This window comes from Streptococcus oralis, assembly GCF_901543815.1.
Classification (GTDB): Bacteria; Bacillota; Bacilli; order Lactobacillales; family Streptococcaceae; genus Streptococcus; species Streptococcus oralis_CM.
Genome location: NZ_CABEIU010000002.1, coordinates 1,717,032 through 1,735,017, shown reverse-complemented (window position 1 = coordinate 1,735,017; position 17,986 = coordinate 1,717,032). Strand labels below are relative to the sequence as shown.

Below are 17,986 nucleotides of genomic sequence, written 5' to 3'. Positions count from 1 at the left end.
CCTAATCCTTTCTTTTTCATAATAATCTCCCTAAAGAGGCCACCCAATCAGGTGGCTTTTTTGTTTGTGGCTTGGATTTTTGATATAATGGAAACATGAATAGAATTTTAGATAATGAGATAATGGGGGATGAGGAGTTAGTAGAACGTACCCTCCGTCCTCAATACTTACGCGAATATATCGGACAGGATAAGGTCAAGGACCAGCTGCAAATCTTTATCGAAGCTGCCAAAATGCGGGATGAAGCGCTGGACCATGTGCTCTTATTTGGGCCTCCAGGTTTGGGGAAAACGACCATGGCCTTTGTCATTGCCAATGAACTAGGAGTCAATCTCAAGCAAACTTCTGGTCCTGTCATTGAAAAAGCAGGCGATCTGGTAGCGATTTTGAATGATTTGGAGCCTGGAGACGTTCTCTTTATTGATGAGATTCATCGCTTGCCCATGTCGGTGGAAGAGGTGCTTTATAGTGCCATGGAGGACTTCTACATTGACATCATGATTGGGGCTGGAGAGAGCAGTCGCAGTGTTCATTTGGACTTGCCACCATTCACCTTGATTGGGGCTACGACACGTGCGGGGATGCTTTCAAATCCTCTGCGAGCACGTTTTGGGATTACAGGTCATATGGAGTATTATGCTCATGATGACTTGACGGAGATTGTTGAGCGGACAGCAGATATTTTTGAGATGGAAATCACTCATGAAGCTGCAGCTGAGTTGGCCTTACGCAGTCGTGGAACTCCTCGTATCGCCAATCGTCTCCTCAAGCGCGTGCGCGACTTTGCCCAGATTATGGGGAATGGGGTTATCGATGATGTTATTACTGATAAGGCCTTGACCATGCTGGACGTTGACCATGAAGGTTTGGACTATGTGGACCAAAAAATCCTTCGGACCATGATTGAGATGTACGGTGGTGGTCCTGTCGGACTGGGAACACTTTCTGTTAATATTGCTGAGGAGCGCGAGACGGTGGAAGACATGTATGAGCCTTACTTGATTCAAAAAGGTTTTATCATGCGAACACGGTCTGGACGAGTTGCGACTGCTAAGGCTTACGAACATTTGGGGTATGAGTATAATGAAAAATAAACAAGAAATCTTAGATAGTGTTAGAGAAAATCCTGACATGATGACCATTCTGACTATCATCCGAGACCTTGATTTAAAAGACTCGTGGTTGGCAGCAGGTTCGGTTAGAAATTTCATCTGGAATCTCTTGTCAGACAAATCCCCTTTTGACCGTGAAACGGATGTGGATGTGATTTTCTTTGATCCAGACGTTTCTTATGAGGAAACAGTATCCCTAGAGAACAAGCTGAGAGAGGATTTTCCGCAGTATCAGTGGGAGTTGAAAAATCAGGTCTATATGCATCTGCACAGTCCCCACACTGTTCCCTATATCAGCTCCTGTGATGCGATGGCTAAGTATCCCGAGCGCTGCACGGCGATAGGACTCCGCTTGCATGCTGATGCAACTTTAGAGCTCTTTGCCCCCTATGGTTTAGAGGATATTTTGAACTTTCAAGTTTCTCCAACTCCTCATTTCTTAGAAAATGAAGACCGGATAAAGCTCTATCAAGAACGCTTGTCCAAGAAAAATTGGCAAGAAAAATGGAAAAATCTCACTTTTTCGAATCTCTGAAAAGAAGTTAGTGACTTGATTACATAAGAATTCTATATGTGAACTTGTAGTCATCACAAGATAAACAGAGAAATCTAAAGGTGCAAAAAATTATATAGTCAACAGGAACAACTCATTCAATCTATCATAGCTAACAAAGATACCGAATTTGTGAGATTGAGTGAGAAAAACGTCTATTAAGGCTATCCTTATTGTTCTTGGAAGATAAGACTCCTGGAAAATTATCCCAAGTAACTAACTTGAGCTTGAAAATTGGCATGTAAACGCTTTTGAAAAGTCGTAAATTATGATACAATGTTTAGAGAAATTACTGAGACGAGGATTTAGAAAACAATGAAAGTACATTTCACAAATTTATTTGGGCAAGCATCAACGAGTGTTGCCTTGATGGCGCAGAACAATGTCATGAAAATTGTTCGAGACTTTGGAGTTAACGAACTGGGGATATATTTTTATGATGCAAGCCATGAACCGTGGGAAGAACTGAACTCGCGGATGGATGGAATTGTCGCGGGGGTATCTTATGGAGATGTCGTTTTTTTCCAATCTCCTTCATGGAATAGTGTTGAATGGGACAATCACTTGGTAGAAAAGTTAAAGCTTTCTCATGTAAAAATGGTGATGTTTATCCATGATGTTCAGCCACTAATGTTTGAGAGCAATTATTATCTTATGAAGGCCCACATTGACATGTACAACAAGTGTGATGTGGTGGTAGTACCATCCGAACAAATGTACCAGAAACTCGTTTCAGAAGGATTAACCGTCAAGAACTACGTTGTTCAAACACTCTGGGATCTTCCCCATGGTTTGGAACTCTATACTCCAAAATTTGAGAAAAAATTAATCTTCTCAGGAGACCCATCTCGTTTTCCACATATTGTTGACTGGAAACACAGTACCCCTCTTCATGTTTATGCTACGAGAGCAGAGGGAGTAGATTATTCCAAAGTCCATCTTGAGGGGTGGCGAACTCAGCAGGAATTATTGTTGGAGTTGTCTAAAGGAGGAGGCTTTGGCCTAGTATGGGGAAATTCTGAAAATCCTGCGGAAGAGCGTGACTACTACAAAGAAAATGTTTCTTATAAGTTGACAACTTATCTGGCCGCAGGTATTCCTGTGGTTGTGCCAGACTATCTTTCTAATGTGGACTATATCCGTGAGAAAGGTTTGGGCTTTGTCGTATCTAGTTTGGAAGAAGCTAGCCGCGTGGTTCAGGAATGTACGGAAGAAGAGTATGATCAAATGGTCACAAGAGCAAAATATACAGCTTACTTAATTAAAAATGGTTATTTCACAAAGAAATTGTTTATTGATTCTATGATGCTCTTAGATTAGTCAAAAGTCAGTCATCGGTTTACCACATTCAGATTTGGAAAGGCAAAATTTCAAGTCGAAGTTAGCCACTTGGGATAATTAGTTTTTTGTCAACTGTGTAGTGGGATGATGAAAAACCACATCTTGGAGGGAACCAATTTGGTTCTCTCCTTTTTGCTAGACGCTTGAAGCTGATTTCCTCTACTTATAAATTTAGACGTAACAAAACACCCCAAAACTATCTAACTTTTTTGGGGAGGTCATATAGGGAGGGGGAGAGGATTACAAAATCATCACCAAGGTCCCAATCGTAATCAGTATACAGCCAATGATTGTTTTAAACTTCAGGACATCCTGTAGAAAGAAAAAGGCTAAAACGAGTGTAATGACGAGACTGAATTTATCGACAGCAGATACCTCAGTCGCATTGCCCATCTGCAAGGCCTTGTAGTAGGAGAGCCAGGAGGCGCCTGTTGCCAAACCAGACAGGATGAGAAAGAGCCAACTTTTTCTACTGATGTTGACAAGCTCAGTCTGACTATTGGTCAAGAAAACCATGGCCCAAGCCATAAGGATGACGACGACCGTACGAATGGCTGTTGCTAGATTGGACGGAACTCCCTCAATCCCAATCTTGGCTAAAATAGAAGTTAAGGCTGCAAAGACAGCAGATAAAAGTGCGAAGAAAAACCACATGGTAACTACCTCCTCTCTCTATTATAAGTAATCGAATCCTACTTGTCAGTTCTCAAGTGAAATCTTGCTCTGATGGCATTTTAAAAAGCTATACCAATTTTTATGCTTGACAAGTGAGAAAAACAAGTATATACTGTCTTTGCTGGTTCTGTAAAAGGAAAATCAGACTATACCAATTTAAGGGGAAAGCACAGCTGGTCTGTGTCGTATATACTATGTGTGGAATTGTTGGTGTTGTTGGAAACACAAATGCAACTGATATTTTGATTCAAGGGCTTGAAAAGCTCGAATACCGTGGTTATGATTCTGCGGGGATTTTTGTTCTAGGTGGTGCTGAAAATCATCTAGTCAAAGCTGTCGGTCGTATCGCTGAATTGTCTGCTAAGACAGCTGGTGTTGAGGGAACGACTGGTATCGGACATACGCGTTGGGCGACTCACGGGAAACCAACTGAGGACAATGCTCACCCACATCGCTCTGAGACAGGACGTTTTGTCTTGGTACACAATGGGGTGATTGAAAACTACCTTGAGATCAAGGAAGAATACCTTGCAGGTCACCACTTCAAGGGGCAAACAGATACGGAAATCGCCGTTCACTTGATTGGTAAATTTGTTGAAGAAGATGGTTTCTCAGTTCTTGAAGCCTTCAAAAAAGCCCTTCACATCATTCGTGGTTCTTATGCCTTTGCCTTGATTGACTCTGAAAATCCAGATGTTATCTATGTGGCGAAAAATAAATCACCACTTTTGATTGGTCTTGGGGAAGGCTATAACATGGTCTGCTCAGATGCTATGGCTATGATTCGTGAAACCAACCAATACATGGAAATCCATGACCAAGAGTTGGTAATCGTCAAGGCTGATAGCGTCGAAGTTCAAGACTATGATGGCAATCGCCGTGAGCGTGCTAGCTATACTGCGGAGCTAGACTTGTCAGATATCGGTAAGGGAACTTATCCTTACTACATGCTCAAGGAAATTGACGAGCAACCAACAGTTATGCGTAAACTCATCCAAGCCTACACAGATGAGGCGGGTCAAGTAGTGGTTGATCCAGCTATCATCAAGGCTGTTCAAGACGCTGACCGCATCTACATCCTTGCGGCTGGAACTTCTTACCATGCAGGATTTGCTTCTAAGAAGATGTTGGAAGAATTGACGGATACGCCAGTGGAACTTGGAATCTCATCTGAGTGGGGCTATGGTATGCCACTTCTCAGCCAAAAACCACTCTTTATCTTTATCAGCCAATCTGGTGAAACAGCTGACAGCCGTCAAGTTTTGGTCAAGGCCAATGAGTTAGGCATCCCAAGCTTGACAGTGACAAACGTGCCAGGTTCAACCCTTTCACGCGAAGCCAACCATACCATGCTCCTTCACGCGGGACCTGAAATTGCCGTAGCATCAACCAAGGCTTATACAGCGCAAATCGCAGCTCTTGCCTTCCTTGCAAAAGCAGTCGGTGAAGCAAATGGCAATGCTAAAGCACAAACCTTTGATCTGATTCGTGAGTTGTCTATCGTAGCTCAGTCTATCGAATCAACTCTTTCTGAGAAAGAAACCATTGATGCTAAAGTTCGTGAACTTCTTGAAACAACTCGCAACGCCTTTTACATCGGACGTGGTCAAGACTACTACGTAGCCATGGAAGCGAGTCTTAAGCTCAAAGAGATTTCTTACATCCAGTGTGAAGGTTTTGCGGCGGGAGAACTCAAGCATGGAACCATTGCCTTAATTGAAGAGGGGACACCTGTCTTGGCCCTCTTGTCAGATCCAGTCCTTGCTAACCACACTCGTGGAAATATCCAAGAGGTCGCAGCCCGTGGTGCCAAGGTTCTCACCATCGCAGAAGAAAATGTTGCCAAAGATACAGACGACATCGTCCTTACGACCGTACACGCTTACCTCTCACCAATCTCAATGGTCGTACCAACACAGCTAGTCGCTTACTTTGCAACACTCCACCGTGGCCTTGATGTGGACAAACCACGTAACCTTGCTAAGTCAGTAACTGTGGAATAAGACTGAGTATAAATAATTCTTATCAAGCTTATAAAAATTTCATATCGTAGAGAACATCATTTGAAAACAATGAGTATAAACACCTTAGAAAACCTGATTTAAAGGGATTTCTAAGGTGTTTTTCTTTATAGATATAAAAATTCCCAATCAAGTCAATAGTCAATATATATTGGGAAAAGGGGAAAAGGAGTGGTAAGATGGTTTCAATCCAAATGGAAGGAGAGAGGTATGGCAAGTAAAAGAGATCTAGTTTTTAGAGCGATTCGAGGCGATGAAGTGGAAAGAGTTCCTGTGGGATTTTGGTTTCATTTTGTAACACTCGAAGAAAAGGGGCAGGGATTAAATAATCCACGTATCTTTCAAAAAAGTGTTGACGGGCATCGTAACTATGTGGAAAGGATTCGTCCTGATTTTGTCAAAATTATGAGCGACGGTTTTTTCCTTTATCCAAGTAATGTCTATAGTCCTAAGATCGCAAGCATTCAAGAGCTGACTTCTATTGAGTCGATTGGTGAGGAACACCCATGGATTCAGCAACAGGTGGAAGTGGTACAAGCGATTCGAGAGACCTTTACCGAGGAGATTGCTTCTTTCTACAATATCTTTTCACCGATTTCCTACCTCAAGCGCTGGTTCCGTACAGAAACTTCTCGAGGAGATAGGGAAGTGGCTGAACTATTGCTTGAAAATCCTGAGAAATTCAGAGCTATTCTAGATGTGATTGCAGGAGATATTGCTATCCTAACTCAGAAAATCATCCAGGAAGGTGGTGTTGACGGGATTTACCTTAGCACCCAGGAAATTCAAGATGAGCGCATCACACCAGCACTATATCAAACCTACATCGAACCGAGCAATATAGCGATTTTAGAGGCAGCCAATCAGGTGGGTGGGACCAATATCCTCCATATCTGTGGTTTTGAAGGTGCGAGCAATGATGTGACGATATTTAAGGATTATCCAGCTCAAGTGGTCAACTGGGCGACCCACCATGAGGACGTTAGTTTGACACAGGGGCAAGAGTTGTTTCCAGGTAAGGCCGTTTTAGGTGGATTTGAAAATGGCAAGAAAAGCTTGCTTTATCAAGGTTCCAAGGCGGAATTGCAAAATGAAACAAGGCGGTTGCTGGCTGAAGCGGGTAGTAAAGGCGTTCTTCTGGGAGCTGACTGTACTGTTCCAGATGACTTTGACTTAGAGAGGTTGGACTGGATTCGGCAGGCAGCTGTTCTCTAAAAGGAGGAGCTATGAAAAGTAAAAGATGGGGCATCTTCATTGCAGTTGTCGGTTTGCTGGCCTTGGTTGCCATAAGTGTCGTAAAAAATGGGCACTGTAAAAATGGAGAGAGATGTCATGGAGTTCAGGATTTTTCCAAGTCCAGTCTCCCCTTTCTACGCTCGAATGATATTGCAAGCAGTTTATTAGTTAAAAAAGTAAGAAATGGAGAATAAGAATGTCAGAAAAAAGAGAATGGGTTTTAAAAGCATTTAAAGGTGAGAAGGTTGATCGTGTGCCAGTTGGCTTTTGGCACCATTTCACATCAGAAGACGAATGGCTAGACGGTTTCTCAAATCCAGCCATTATCGAGAAGAATATCGAGGGGCATAAGCGCTTTATCCGAGAAGTTCAGCCAGACTTTATCAAACTCATGAGTGATGGCTACTTTGCTTATCCAAATCCAGCGATTGCTAAAGGAAAATCACTTCAAGAATTGGCGACCATTCAACCACTCGGACCAGATCACGCTTGGATAAAAGAGCAGGTGGACTTGGTTCAGAAAATCAAGCAAGAGTTCACAGAAGATATCGTTGCAATTTACAATATTTTTGCCCCTGTGACCTATCTCAAGTGGCTACTTGGGGAAGTGTCTGGCGGAGATGACCTTATTGCGGACTTTCTGGTGGAAGATCCTGATGCCCTGAAGAAGGTGTTGGATGTGATTGCAGAAGATATTGCGAGTCTCAGCCAAGCCGTCATCAAAGAGGCTGGCGCTGACGGAATCTACCTCAGCGTGCAGAGTATCCAAGATCATCGAGTGTCGGCAGCAGATTATCAAGCCGTCATTGCACCTAGCGAGATAACAGTTCTGGAAGCAACTAGTGCTGTTGGTGGTGTTACTGTTCTTCATATCTGTGGCTACGAGGGGGCGCGAAATGATATTCATCTTTTTGTTGACTATCCAGCCCAAGTCTTTAACTGGGCTGTAGGACCAGAGGGAATTACTCTCAAGGAAGGTCGTGAGATTTTCAAGGGACGTACGGTTCTTGGAGGATTCGAAAATGGCAAGACAGGCTTACTGTATACTGGTAGCAAGGATGCCATTCAGGCTAAGGCAAAGAAACTAGTTGCAGAAGCTGGGGAACAGGGTTTGGTACTTGGGGCGGATTGTACCATTCCAAGTGATATCGCAGTTGAACGTATCCAGTGGGTGAGAGAAGCGCTTGAAAACTAAAGGAGAAAAAGATGAGTAAAAAAGCATGGATTATCGGTGGTGTAGCAGTTGTTGCAGTAATTGGGGCAACGATTATCGGGAGAAGTTTAGCTGGCGCTCCAGCCAAGGAGGGAGAAACGTCTTCGTCTGCTGAAGTCATAACCTTGAAGGTTGCCCATACACAAAACTATGTGCCATATGATTTTGTCAATGAAAAAGGGGAATCAGATGGTTATGAAGTAGCAGTTTTGAAGGCTGTTGATGAGAAGTTGGCAAACTATAAATTTGAATATACGGGTACCAGTGATGACGACCTCTTGATTGGTCTGGAATCAGGCAAGTATGACATCGGAACCAAGGGAGCTTGGTACACAGATGAACGAGCTAAAAAGTTTGTCATTCCATCTGAACCAGTCGGAGCGAGCATCATCGGATTTACTGTCAGAAAAGAAGATGAACAGAAATACAAAACCATTGATGACTTTGCAAAGAATAAAGGGAAATTGGTTCCCATCTCTCCACAGAATGCTCAATGGAATGTCATCACCAGCTACAATGAAAAACATCAGGATGCACCGATTGAGCTAACAGCAGCAGAATCCTTTAAGGTGGCAGATGCCTATGCTTGGGTCTTGGAAGGACGTTATGACGCCTTCTTTGATATCAAACTGTCCTTTGAAAAAGCAGTTACCGCAGAAGATGGACCTTACCACCAATATGCGGATAAACTCAGCTGGTTCCCATATAAAGGCATTCCAACTTATCCCTTGATTCACCGTGATGAAAAGGGTGAGAAATTCGCTAAAGAATACGAAAAAGCAATCAAAGAGTTGAAAGAAGATGGCACGCTTGCTAAGCTATCTCAGCAATACTTTAAAGAAGATGTCTTTAGTTATGTAGATAAAGACTAGACCAGAAATTCCAAGACTAGAAAGGGTTTTGCATGGTTTCTTATGATTTTTCCAAGGTCTTTCAGTTTTTACCGACCTTATGGCAGGCACTTCCTATGACCTTGTCCATTCTCTTTTTTACCACTCTTCTTGGTTCCCTTTTTGGAGGTCTCTTGACCTGGGCGCAAGTAGGAGAAGACAAGAGTTTTGCAGCGATTTCCAAAGGCTATATCTTTACCCTTCGTTGTACACCGCCGATTGTCTTGCTTTTTCTAGTCTTTTATGGCTTGCCAGAATTTCTGAAATGGTGGCTTGGTTTGGACATCAACAATTGGTCTAAAACTATTTTTGTTCTCCTGACGATGATTCTCTTGTTTGCGGCTATTGTTGCCGAGGTTTTCAAGGCAGCCTATCAAGCTATTCCGAAAGGGCAGACAGAGGCCGGGCTTAGTATTGGTTTGACTCCAAGTCAGACTTTTTGGAGAATCATTTTTCCTCAAGCTTTTCAAGTTGCTCTTCCCAACATAACGACTGCTATTCTCAATCTCATGCGGGATGCTGCCTTGGCCTATACGATTGGTTTCGTTGATGTTATGGGGGCAGGCAATCTCTTGATTAGTCGTAATTTAGGGAACTACTCTCTGGAAACCTATACGGCAGTTGCGCTTCTTTACTGGGGGATTGCCTTGGTTATTTCTAGCTTGAGTCGTTTGCTTGAGAAGTCTTTGGAAACAAAAGGGAGGTAAGAAATGGATATAGACTATATTGTAAAGACCTTTCTGGAGACCTTGAAGGGTGTGCCAATCACCTTGATTATCATGATTGTGGCTATGGTCTTAAGCTTTTTACCGGCTCTATTTTTAGCCTTGGGGCAGATTTACAAGGTTCGAGGGGTGAGGAGTTTTTCTCTGGTCTATCTGGCTTTTATCCGAGCGACTCCTCCGATTTTATTGATTCTCTTCTTTTATAGTTTGTTTCCAAGTTTGCTGAATCAATTTCTCAAAAGCATAGGAAGTGACTTTGATATTTTCAAACTTGATCCTCTCTACTATGCCTTTATCATTTATAGTTTGATGACAGTCGGGAGTTTGTCGGAGATTTTGCGTTCAGCTATCTTGACGGTGGACAAGGGACAACTAGAGGCAGCGCATGCGATTGGGCTGACTACGACCCAGGCCTATCTAAGGATTGTTTTTCCTCAAGCCTTGCGCTCAGCCTTGCCTAACTTGGCCAATCTGGTGATCAATATCGTCAAAGGGACCTCTCTGGTCTTTGTTATGACTATCAAGGATATCACCGCTATTGCTCGTGTGGAAGCGTCCTACGGTTATCAGTATTTTGAGTCTTATTTTGTGATCTTTTTGCAGTATATTTTGATCTGTGGTTTGATTCAGTGGGGCTTCTATCTACTGGAGAAAGGCTATGTGAAAAAAGAAAAGAGAGCAAAAGCATCTAGCGCGCGTTTTGTATAGGAGGACAGGATGTTACAAGTAGAACATATCGCAAAAACATTTGGTGAGAGGCAGGTACTGGAGGATGTCAATCTCCAGGTCGACCAAGGGGATGTCGTCGTTATCTTAGGACCATCAGGTTCGGGGAAAACGACCTTTCTCCGTTGTCTCAACCACTTAGAAAAAGCTGACAGTGGCCATTTGACCTTGGCAGGAAAAACTTATGACTTGGCCAAATTGAGCAAGAAAGACATTTTAGAAATTCGCCAAAAAACAGCCTTTGTTTTCCAACACTACAATCTCTTTGCAAATAAAACTGCTCTGGAAAATATTCTAGAAGGCCTAATCGTAGCTCGTAAAGTTCCCAAGGAAGAAGCGCTTAAACGTGCAGAATCTGCCTTGGAAAAAGTTGGTTTACTGGTCTATAAGGACTACTATCCCTCACAACTATCTGGAGGGCAACAACAACGAATAGGAATTGCGCGTGCTATTGCCGTCAAGCCCGAGGTCATTTTGCTAGATGAACCAACATCTGCACTAGATCCTGAGTTGGTTGGAGATGTTTTGGATGTTCTGAAACAGTTGGCGGGAGAAGGTGTGACCATGGTGGTCGTCACACATGAGATGGGATTTGCTAGAGATGTCGCCAACCACGTTATTTTCATGGATGGAGGCCGTATCGTAGAGGAGAATAATCCACATGATTTCTTTAGTCGTCCACAAGAAGAACGAACCAAGCAGTTTCTAGCTCGTATCTTATCAGATGCCACCTATAGTGTAGAATACATGATTTGATAGATAAGTGCATTATGAAAGTAACTTATGAGGCAAAGTTCCAATCTATAAACTATGGAAAAGGTGTCAGCTTGAAATGATTTTCAGAAAAAGCTAGGTTTTAGACTTAGATTGACTATTTGAAATACTTTTCGTACACTCAAGTGGGCAATCTTATTTTAGATTTTTCATTTCTCAAAAAACTTAAGAAAAATTTAAGCTAGGAGGTGTATACTAAGCTCATAAGTTAAGAAGAACTTAACTTAAACTCCTAAAACTTTTTCATAATAATCTCCCTATAAAATAAAGTCGCCCAATCAGGTGGCTTATTTTTTGTCTATCTGTAAGCAGGGCAGTAACTTAGCAATAGAAGAATAGAGGGAAATATGGTATAATGAAACGATAGATTTTTGAATAGGAATAAGATCATGTTTGGATTTTTTAAGAAAGATAAAGCTGTAGAAGTTGAGGTTCCAACACAGGTTCCTGCTCACATTGGCATCATCATGGATGGAAATGGTCGCTGGGCTAAAAAACGGATGCAACCACGGGTTTTTGGTCATAAGGCGGGGATGGAAGCCCTCCAAAAGGTGACCAAGGCAGCTAATAAAATGGGAGTCAAGGTTATTACGGTTTATGCCTTTTCAACGGAAAATTGGACACGCCCAGATCAAGAAGTCAAGTTTATCATGAACTTGCCAGTTGAGTTTTATGATAACTACGTCCCTGAATTGCATGCAAATAATGTTAAGATTCAGATGATTGGGGAGACAGATCGCCTACCTAAGCCGACTTTTGAAGCTTTGAAAAAAGCAGAGGAGTTGACCAAGAACAATACAGGCTTGATTCTCAATTTTGCGCTTAACTATGGTGGTCGTGCTGAAATTACGCAGGCTTTTAAGAGCTTGGCTCAGGAAGTTCTAGATGCCAAAATCAATCCTGGTGATATTACAGAAGATATGATTGGGGACTATCTTTTCACGCAACACCTGCCAAAGGATTTGCGAGATCCGGACTTGATTATCCGCACGAGTGGCGAGTTGCGTTTGAGTAATTTTTTGCCATGGCAAGCAGCCTATAGCGAGCTTTATTTTACGGATACCTTGTGGCCTGATTTTGATGAAGCATCTTTGAAGGAGGCTATTACGGCCTATAATCGTCGCAATCGCCGTTTTGGAGGAGTTTAGGAGAAGATATGACCAAGGATTTACAAAAGAGAACATTGTTTGCGGTATTGGCCCTGGCTATTTTCCTTCCAGTCTTGTTTGTGGGAGGACTCTTGTTGCAGATAGGGATTGGCTTGTTAGCCATGCTGGCTGTTCATGAACTCTTGCAGATGAAAGGGCTAAATACCATGACCATTGAGGGGACTTTGACTCTCTTTGCGACCTTTGCCCTCACAATTCCTTTAGAAAACTATCTGACATTCCTACCAGTTGATGGGAATGTGGTTGCCTACAGTGTTTTGATTACAATTATGCTGGGGACGACCGTTTTCAGTAAAAACTATACGATTGAAGATGCCGCATTTCCAATTGCTGTGAGTTTTTATGTTGGTTTTGGCTTCAATGCCTTACTAGATGCTCGGGTGGCAGGTTTTGACAAGGTACTTTTGGCCCTTTTTATCGTTTGGGCGACAGATAGTGCTGCCTACCTGACAGGGATGAATTTTGGTAAACATAAATTGGCGCCGAGAGTTTCTCCTAATAAGAGTATTGAGGGCTTTGTCGGTGGTATTCTAGGTGCGGTACTGATAACGGTAATCTTCATGTTAGTGGACAGCACAGTTGCTCTTCCTTATGGGATTTATAGAATGAGTCTCTTTGCTGCCTTCTTCAGTGTGGCAGGTCAGTTTGGTGACTTGATTGAGAGTGCCATGAAACGCCATTTCGGTGTCAAGGATTCAGGAAAATTTATCCCGGGGCATGGTGGTGTGTTGGATCGTTTTGACAGTATGCTAGTTGTCTTTCCTATCATGCACTTGTTTGGCCTGTTCTAAAGAAAGGAATATTGAATGATTGGATTGCTAACCTTTATCCTCGTTTTTGGGATTATCGTGGTGGTGCATGAGTTTGGACATTTTTATTTTGCCAAGAAATCAGGCATTTTAGTTCGTGAATTTGCTATTGGTATGGGTCCCAAGATTTTTGCCCATATTGGTAAGGATGGCACTGCTTATACCATTCGGATCCTTCCTTTAGGAGGGTATGTTCGTATGGCTGGTTGGGGCGATGATGCGACAGAAATCAAGACAGGAACCCCAGTCAGTTTAACACTTACTGATGATGGTAAGGTCAAACGGATCAACCTCTCAGGGAAGAAACTGGATCAAACGGCTCTTCCTATGCAGGTAACCCAGTTTGACTTTGAAGATAAGCTCTTTATCAAGGGTTTGGTCTTGGAAGAAGAAAAGACCTTTGCTGTGGATCACGATGCAACAGTTGTTGAGGCAGATGGTACCGAAGTACGCATCGCTCCTCTGGATGTACAGTACCAAAATGCTTCTATCTGGGGCAAGCTCATCACCAACTTTGCAGGTCCTATGAATAACTTTATCTTAGGTGTTGTTGTTTTTTGGATCTTGATCTTTTTGCAGGGTGGTGTTAGAGACACTCAAACTAATCTCTTTCATGTCATGCCAGAGGGAGCTTTGGCTAAGGTAGGCGTAGCTGAGACCGCCCAAATTACCAAGGTCGGCTCGCATGAGGTTAAGAATTGGCAAGACTTGACCCAGGCTGTGGAAGCAGATACCAAGGACAAGACAGCCCCGACCTTGGATGTGACCATTTCTGAAAATGGTAGCGAAAAACAAGTTACTGTGACTCCAGAAGAAAATCAAGGACGTTACATTCTTGGGGTTCAACCGGAAGTCAAGTCAGACCTCCTATCCATGTTTGTTGGTGGATTTACAACCGCTGCTGACTCAGGGCTCCGTATCCTTTCGGCTCTGAAAAACTTGATTTTCCATCCAGATTTGAACAAACTCGGTGGTCCCGTTGCTATTTTTAAGGCAAGTAGCGATGCTGCTAAAAATGGAATTGAGAATGTCCTTTACTTCCTAGCTATGATTTCCATCAATATCGGGATTTTTAACTTGATCCCTATCCCAGCTTTGGATGGTGGAAAGATTGTGCTCAATATCCTAGAGGCTATCCGCCGGAAACCCCTTAAACAAGAAATTGAAACCTATGTCACCATGGCTGGTGTAGTTATCATGGTTGCCTTGATGCTAGCTGTGACCTGGAATGACATTATGCGACTCTTCTTTTAGATAATCGAGGAATATTATGAAACAAAGTAAAATGCTAATCCCAACGCTTCGCGAAATGCCAAGTGATGCTCAAGTTATCAGCCATGCCCTTATGTTGCGTGCTGGTTATGTTCGTCAAGTTTCTGCCGGTGTTTATTCTTACCTACCACTTGCTAACCGTGTGATTGAAAAGGCTAAGAACATCATGCGCCAAGAGTTTGATAAGATTGGTGCGGTGGAGATGTTGGCTCCTGCCCTTCTCAGTGCCGATCTTTGGCGTGAATCAGGTCGTTATGAAACCTATGGTGAAGACCTTTATAAACTGAAAAACCGTGAAAAGTCGGACTTTATCCTAGGTCCGACACACGAAGAGACTTTTACAGCTATTGTTCGTGACTCTGTGAAATCTTACAAGCAATTGCCACTCAACCTTTACCAAATCCAACCGAAATACCGTGATGAAAAACGTCCACGTAACGGACTTCTCCGTACGCGTGAATTTATTATGAAAGACGGCTATAGTTTCCATGCTAATTACGATAGTTTGGATGTGACTTATGACGAGTACAAGGCGGCCTACGAACGAATTTTCACTCGTAGTGGTTTGGATTTCAAGGCTATCATCGGTGACGGTGGTGCCATGGGTGGTAAGGATAGCCAAGAATTTATGGCCATCACTCCTGCTCGTACAGACCTTGACCGCTGGGTTGTCTTGGACAAGTCAGTTGCCTCATTTGATGAAATTCCTGCAGAAGTGCAAGAAGAAATCAAGGCCGAATTGCTCAAATGGATGGTTTCTGGTGAAGACACCATTGCCTACTCAAGTGAGTCTAGCTATGCAGCTAACTTAGAAATGGCAACAAACGAGTACAAACCAAGCAACCGTGTCGTTGCGGAAGAAGAAGTGACTCGAGTGGAAACTCCAGGTGTTAAATCCATCGATGAAGTGGCAGCCTTTCTCAACGTGCCAGAAGAACAAACGATTAAAACACTCTTCTACATGGCAGATGGTGAGCTTGTTGCAGCCCTTCTAGTTGGAAATGACCAACTTAATGAAGTCAAGTTGAAAAACCACTTGGGTGCAGATTTCTTTGATGTTGCAAGCGAAGAAGAAGTGGCAACTGTTGTTCAAGCTGGCTTTGGTTCTCTTGGTCCAGTTGGTTTGCCAGAAAATGTCAAAATCATTGCTGACCGTAAGGTACAAGATGTTCGCAATGCTGTTGTTGGGGCTAACGAAGATGGCTACCACTTGACAGGTGTGAATCCAGGTCGCGACTTTACTGCAGAATACGTGGATATTCGCGAAGTTCGTGAGGGTGAAATTTCACCAGACGGACAAGGTGTTCTTAACTTTGCCCGTGGTATTGAGATCGGTCATATTTTCAAACTCGGAACTCGTTATTCAGCAAGTATGGGCGCAGATGTTTTGGACGAGAATGGTCGTGCTGTTCCAATCATCATGGGATGTTACGGTATCGGTGTTAGCCGTCTTCTCTCAGCAGTTATGGAACAACACGCTCGCCTCTTTGTCAACAAAACGCCAAAAGGTGAATACCGTTACGCTTGGGGAATCAACTTCCCTAAAGAATTGGCGCCATTTGATGTGCATTTGATTACTGTCAATGTTAAAGATGAAGAAGCGCAAGCCTTAACAGAAAAATTGGAATCCAACTTGATGGGAGCTGGTTACGAAGTATTGACAGATGACCGTAACGAACGTGTCGGAGTGAAGTTTAGCGATAGCGACTTGATTGGGTTGCCAATCCGTATCACTGTTGGGAAGAAAGCAGCTGACGGTATTGTAGAAGTTAAAATCAAAGCGACTGGTGACACGATCGAAGTTCATGCAGACAACTTGCTCGAAACCCTTGAAATCCTCGGCAAGAAATAAAAACTATAATCAGAAGAAAAACAAGGCAAAAATGTAACTAGTTTTTACCTTGTTTTTTCTATATAATGGGGAAAATGAGTAAACGAAGAGGTATAACAATGCTAAAATTTCCAAAGGATTTTGTTTGGGGTTCATCCACTTCTGGACCACAGACAGAAGGGCGAGTGCTTGGTGATGGTAAAGGAGATAATCTCTGGGATTATTGGTATCAGGTGGAGTCCAATCGCTACTACAATGGAATTGGACCTGACAAAACATCGACTTTTTACGAAAACTGGGAGAAGGATATTGAGCTTTTGGTAGAGACTGGCCATACAGCCTTCCGAACTTCTATCCAGTGGTCTCGTATTTTTCCACAGGGCCGTGGAGAGGTCAATCCTCAAGGGGTGTCTTTCTACCGTCAGGTATTTGAAGCCATTAAGGCTAAGGGAATCCGTCTTCTAGTCAATCTCTATCACTTTGACCTTCCTTTGGCCCTTCAAGAAGTTGGGGATGGTTGGGAAAATAAGGCAACCATCAAGGCTTATGAAGACTATGCTCGTTTTTGTTTTGAGACTTACGGAGACTTGGTGGATCAATGGATTACCTTTAACGAGCCCATCGTTCCTGTAGAATTTGGCTATTTTTACGATGCCCATTATCCACATAAGGTAGATGCAGAGGCAGCAGTTAAAGTAGCTTACCACACACAATTAGCCAGCAGTCGGGCGGTCAAGGCCTGTCATGAGATTTTGACTGATTCCAAGATTGGGATTGTCTTAAATTTGACACCGGCTTATCCACGTAGCCAGCATCCTGCTGATGTCAAGGCAGCTCGGATTGCGGACCTCTTTCAGGCCCAATCTTTCCTAGATCCGTCCGTTTTAGGAGCTTATCCAGAAGAATTAGTAGAAATCTTGTCTGAGCATGATTTGTTGCCAGATTCCACAGCTGAAGAGTTGGAGCTCATTCGCGAGAATACAGTTGATTTCCTTGGAGTCAATTACTACCAACCTTTGCGCGTTATGGCGCCGCGTTTTGCCAAGCATCCAGACAGTCCACTCTTGCCAGAACATTTTTATGAGCCTTATATTATGCCGGGCCGTAAAATCAATCCTCACCGCGGTTGGGAAATCTACGAGCAGGGGATTTATGATATCGCCCAAAATATCAAGGAAAACTATGGTAATATTGAGTGGATGTTGACAGAGAATGGCATGGGTGTTGAAGGTGAGGATAAATTCCGTGAGAATGGCATGATTCAGGACGACTATCGTATCGACTTTGTCAAAGGGCATCTTCGTGAACTCCACCGTGCGATTGAAGATGGGGCCAACTGTAAGGGCTACTTGATTTGGACCTTTATTGATTGTTGGTCATGGCTCAACAGCTATAAAAACCGCTATGGTCTGGTTGAGCTTGACTTGGAAACGCAAGAACGCCGCCTGAAGAAATCAGGCCACTGGTTCAAAGAGCTCAGCGACCATAATGGATTTTAAGAATAAAAGTGAGATGAAAATCATCTCACTTTTTAATATGTGACTACGAGTCAGTATAGTTTTATCTATTACAAGTATGATAAAATCTTTCCATCTAAGTCGCAAGGGAGATGGTACTGGCTATATATTTTCTTTAATTA

17 protein-coding genes are annotated in these 17,986 nt (G+C 42.9%); 16 read left to right on the top strand and 1 reads right to left on the bottom strand.

The genetic code is table 11. The features are described from left to right. Window positions 1-95: 95 nt before the first annotated feature. The 3 genes from ruvB to FQT28_RS08785 all read left to right on the top strand — a co-directional run bounded on the left by ruvB (window position 96) and on the right by FQT28_RS08785 (window position 2,985). Window positions 96-1,094: a Holliday junction branch migration DNA helicase RuvB gene (gene ruvB / locus FQT28_RS08795; RefSeq protein ID WP_143989963.1), complete on the top strand. Its 999-nt coding sequence runs from the start codon at window positions 96-98 to the stop codon at window positions 1,092-1,094. Then, window positions 1,075-1,647: a nucleotidyltransferase family protein gene (locus FQT28_RS08790; RefSeq protein ID WP_143989962.1), complete on the top strand. Its 573-nt coding sequence runs from the start codon at window positions 1,075-1,077 to the stop codon at window positions 1,645-1,647. The genes ruvB and FQT28_RS08790 overlap by 20 nt, the downstream gene beginning before the upstream one ends. 333 nt (window positions 1,648-1,980) lie before the next feature. Further along, window positions 1,981-2,985, top strand: coding sequence for a sugar transferase (locus tag FQT28_RS08785; protein ID WP_000862851.1), 1,005 nt, complete (start codon window positions 1,981-1,983; stop codon window positions 2,983-2,985). A 261-nt stretch (window positions 2,986-3,246) separates the two neighbouring features. Here FQT28_RS08785 and FQT28_RS08780 read toward each other — a convergent pair whose 3' ends face one another. Continuing rightward, window positions 3,247-3,660 carry an EamA family transporter gene (locus FQT28_RS08780; RefSeq protein ID WP_125449950.1) on the bottom strand — a complete coding sequence of 138 codons (414 nt, stop codon included), beginning with the start codon at window positions 3,658-3,660 and terminating at the stop codon, window positions 3,247-3,249. 215 nt (window positions 3,661-3,875) lie between these two features. Here FQT28_RS08780 and glmS point away from each other — a divergent pair, with 215 nt between their 5' ends. The 13 genes from glmS to FQT28_RS08715 all read left to right on the top strand — a co-directional run bounded on the left by glmS (window position 3,876) and on the right by FQT28_RS08715 (window position 17,846). Beyond that, window positions 3,876-5,684, top strand: coding sequence for a glutamine--fructose-6-phosphate transaminase (isomerizing) (gene glmS, locus FQT28_RS08775; protein WP_125449952.1), 1,809 nt, complete (start codon window positions 3,876-3,878; stop codon window positions 5,682-5,684). A gap of 228 nt (window positions 5,685-5,912) precedes the next feature. Beyond that, on the top strand, window positions 5,913-6,917 hold the full coding sequence (locus FQT28_RS08770; protein WP_143989961.1) for a uroporphyrinogen decarboxylase family protein: 1,005 nt from the start codon (window positions 5,913-5,915) through the stop codon (window positions 6,915-6,917). An 11-nt stretch (window positions 6,918-6,928) separates the two neighbouring features. Further along, complete coding sequence (locus FQT28_RS08765) at window positions 6,929-7,132, top strand: hypothetical protein (RefSeq protein ID WP_143989960.1); 204 nt, start codon at window positions 6,929-6,931, stop codon at window positions 7,130-7,132. A 2-nt stretch (window positions 7,133-7,134) separates the two neighbouring features. After that, window positions 7,135-8,133, top strand: a complete 999-nt coding sequence (locus tag FQT28_RS08760; protein ID WP_143989959.1) for a uroporphyrinogen decarboxylase family protein — start codon at window positions 7,135-7,137, stop codon at window positions 8,131-8,133. Between the two features lie 11 nt (window positions 8,134-8,144). Next, window positions 8,145-9,023: a transporter substrate-binding domain-containing protein gene (locus tag FQT28_RS08755; protein ID WP_143989958.1), complete on the top strand. Its 879-nt coding sequence runs from the start codon at window positions 8,145-8,147 to the stop codon at window positions 9,021-9,023. A gap of 32 nt (window positions 9,024-9,055) precedes the next feature. Then, window positions 9,056-9,748 carry an amino acid ABC transporter permease gene (locus FQT28_RS08750; protein ID WP_143989957.1) on the top strand — a complete coding sequence of 231 codons (693 nt, stop codon included), beginning with the start codon at window positions 9,056-9,058 and terminating at the stop codon, window positions 9,746-9,748. Window positions 9,749-9,751: 3 nt separating this feature from the next. Then, window positions 9,752-10,474, top strand: coding sequence for an amino acid ABC transporter permease (locus FQT28_RS08745; protein ID WP_143989956.1), 723 nt, complete (start codon window positions 9,752-9,754; stop codon window positions 10,472-10,474). A 9-nt stretch (window positions 10,475-10,483) separates the two neighbouring features. After that, the gene (locus FQT28_RS08740; RefSeq protein ID WP_143989955.1) at window positions 10,484-11,248 is read left to right on the top strand and encodes an amino acid ABC transporter ATP-binding protein; all 765 of its coding nucleotides are present in this window, start codon (window positions 10,484-10,486) and stop codon (window positions 11,246-11,248) included. A 407-nt stretch (window positions 11,249-11,655) separates the two neighbouring features. After that, a complete protein-coding gene (locus tag FQT28_RS08735) occupies window positions 11,656-12,414 on the top strand; it encodes an isoprenyl transferase (protein WP_143989954.1) in 759 nt (252 codons plus the stop codon). An 8-nt stretch (window positions 12,415-12,422) separates the two neighbouring features. Further along, entirely contained in the window at window positions 12,423-13,226 is an 804-nt protein-coding gene (locus FQT28_RS08730; protein ID WP_143989953.1) for a phosphatidate cytidylyltransferase, read from the top strand. Window positions 13,227-13,241: 15 nt separating this feature from the next. Further along, the gene (gene rseP, locus FQT28_RS08725; RefSeq protein ID WP_143989952.1) at window positions 13,242-14,498 is read left to right on the top strand and encodes an RIP metalloprotease RseP; all 1,257 of its coding nucleotides are present in this window, start codon (window positions 13,242-13,244) and stop codon (window positions 14,496-14,498) included. 16 nt (window positions 14,499-14,514) lie between these two features. Then, entirely contained in the window at window positions 14,515-16,368 is a 1,854-nt protein-coding gene (locus FQT28_RS08720) for a proline--tRNA ligase (RefSeq protein WP_143989951.1), read from the top strand. A gap of 98 nt (window positions 16,369-16,466) precedes the next feature. Further along, window positions 16,467-17,846 carry a glycoside hydrolase family 1 protein gene (locus FQT28_RS08715; RefSeq protein ID WP_143989950.1) on the top strand — a complete coding sequence of 460 codons (1,380 nt, stop codon included), beginning with the start codon at window positions 16,467-16,469 and terminating at the stop codon, window positions 17,844-17,846. The last annotated feature ends 140 nt before the right edge of the window (window positions 17,847-17,986 follow it).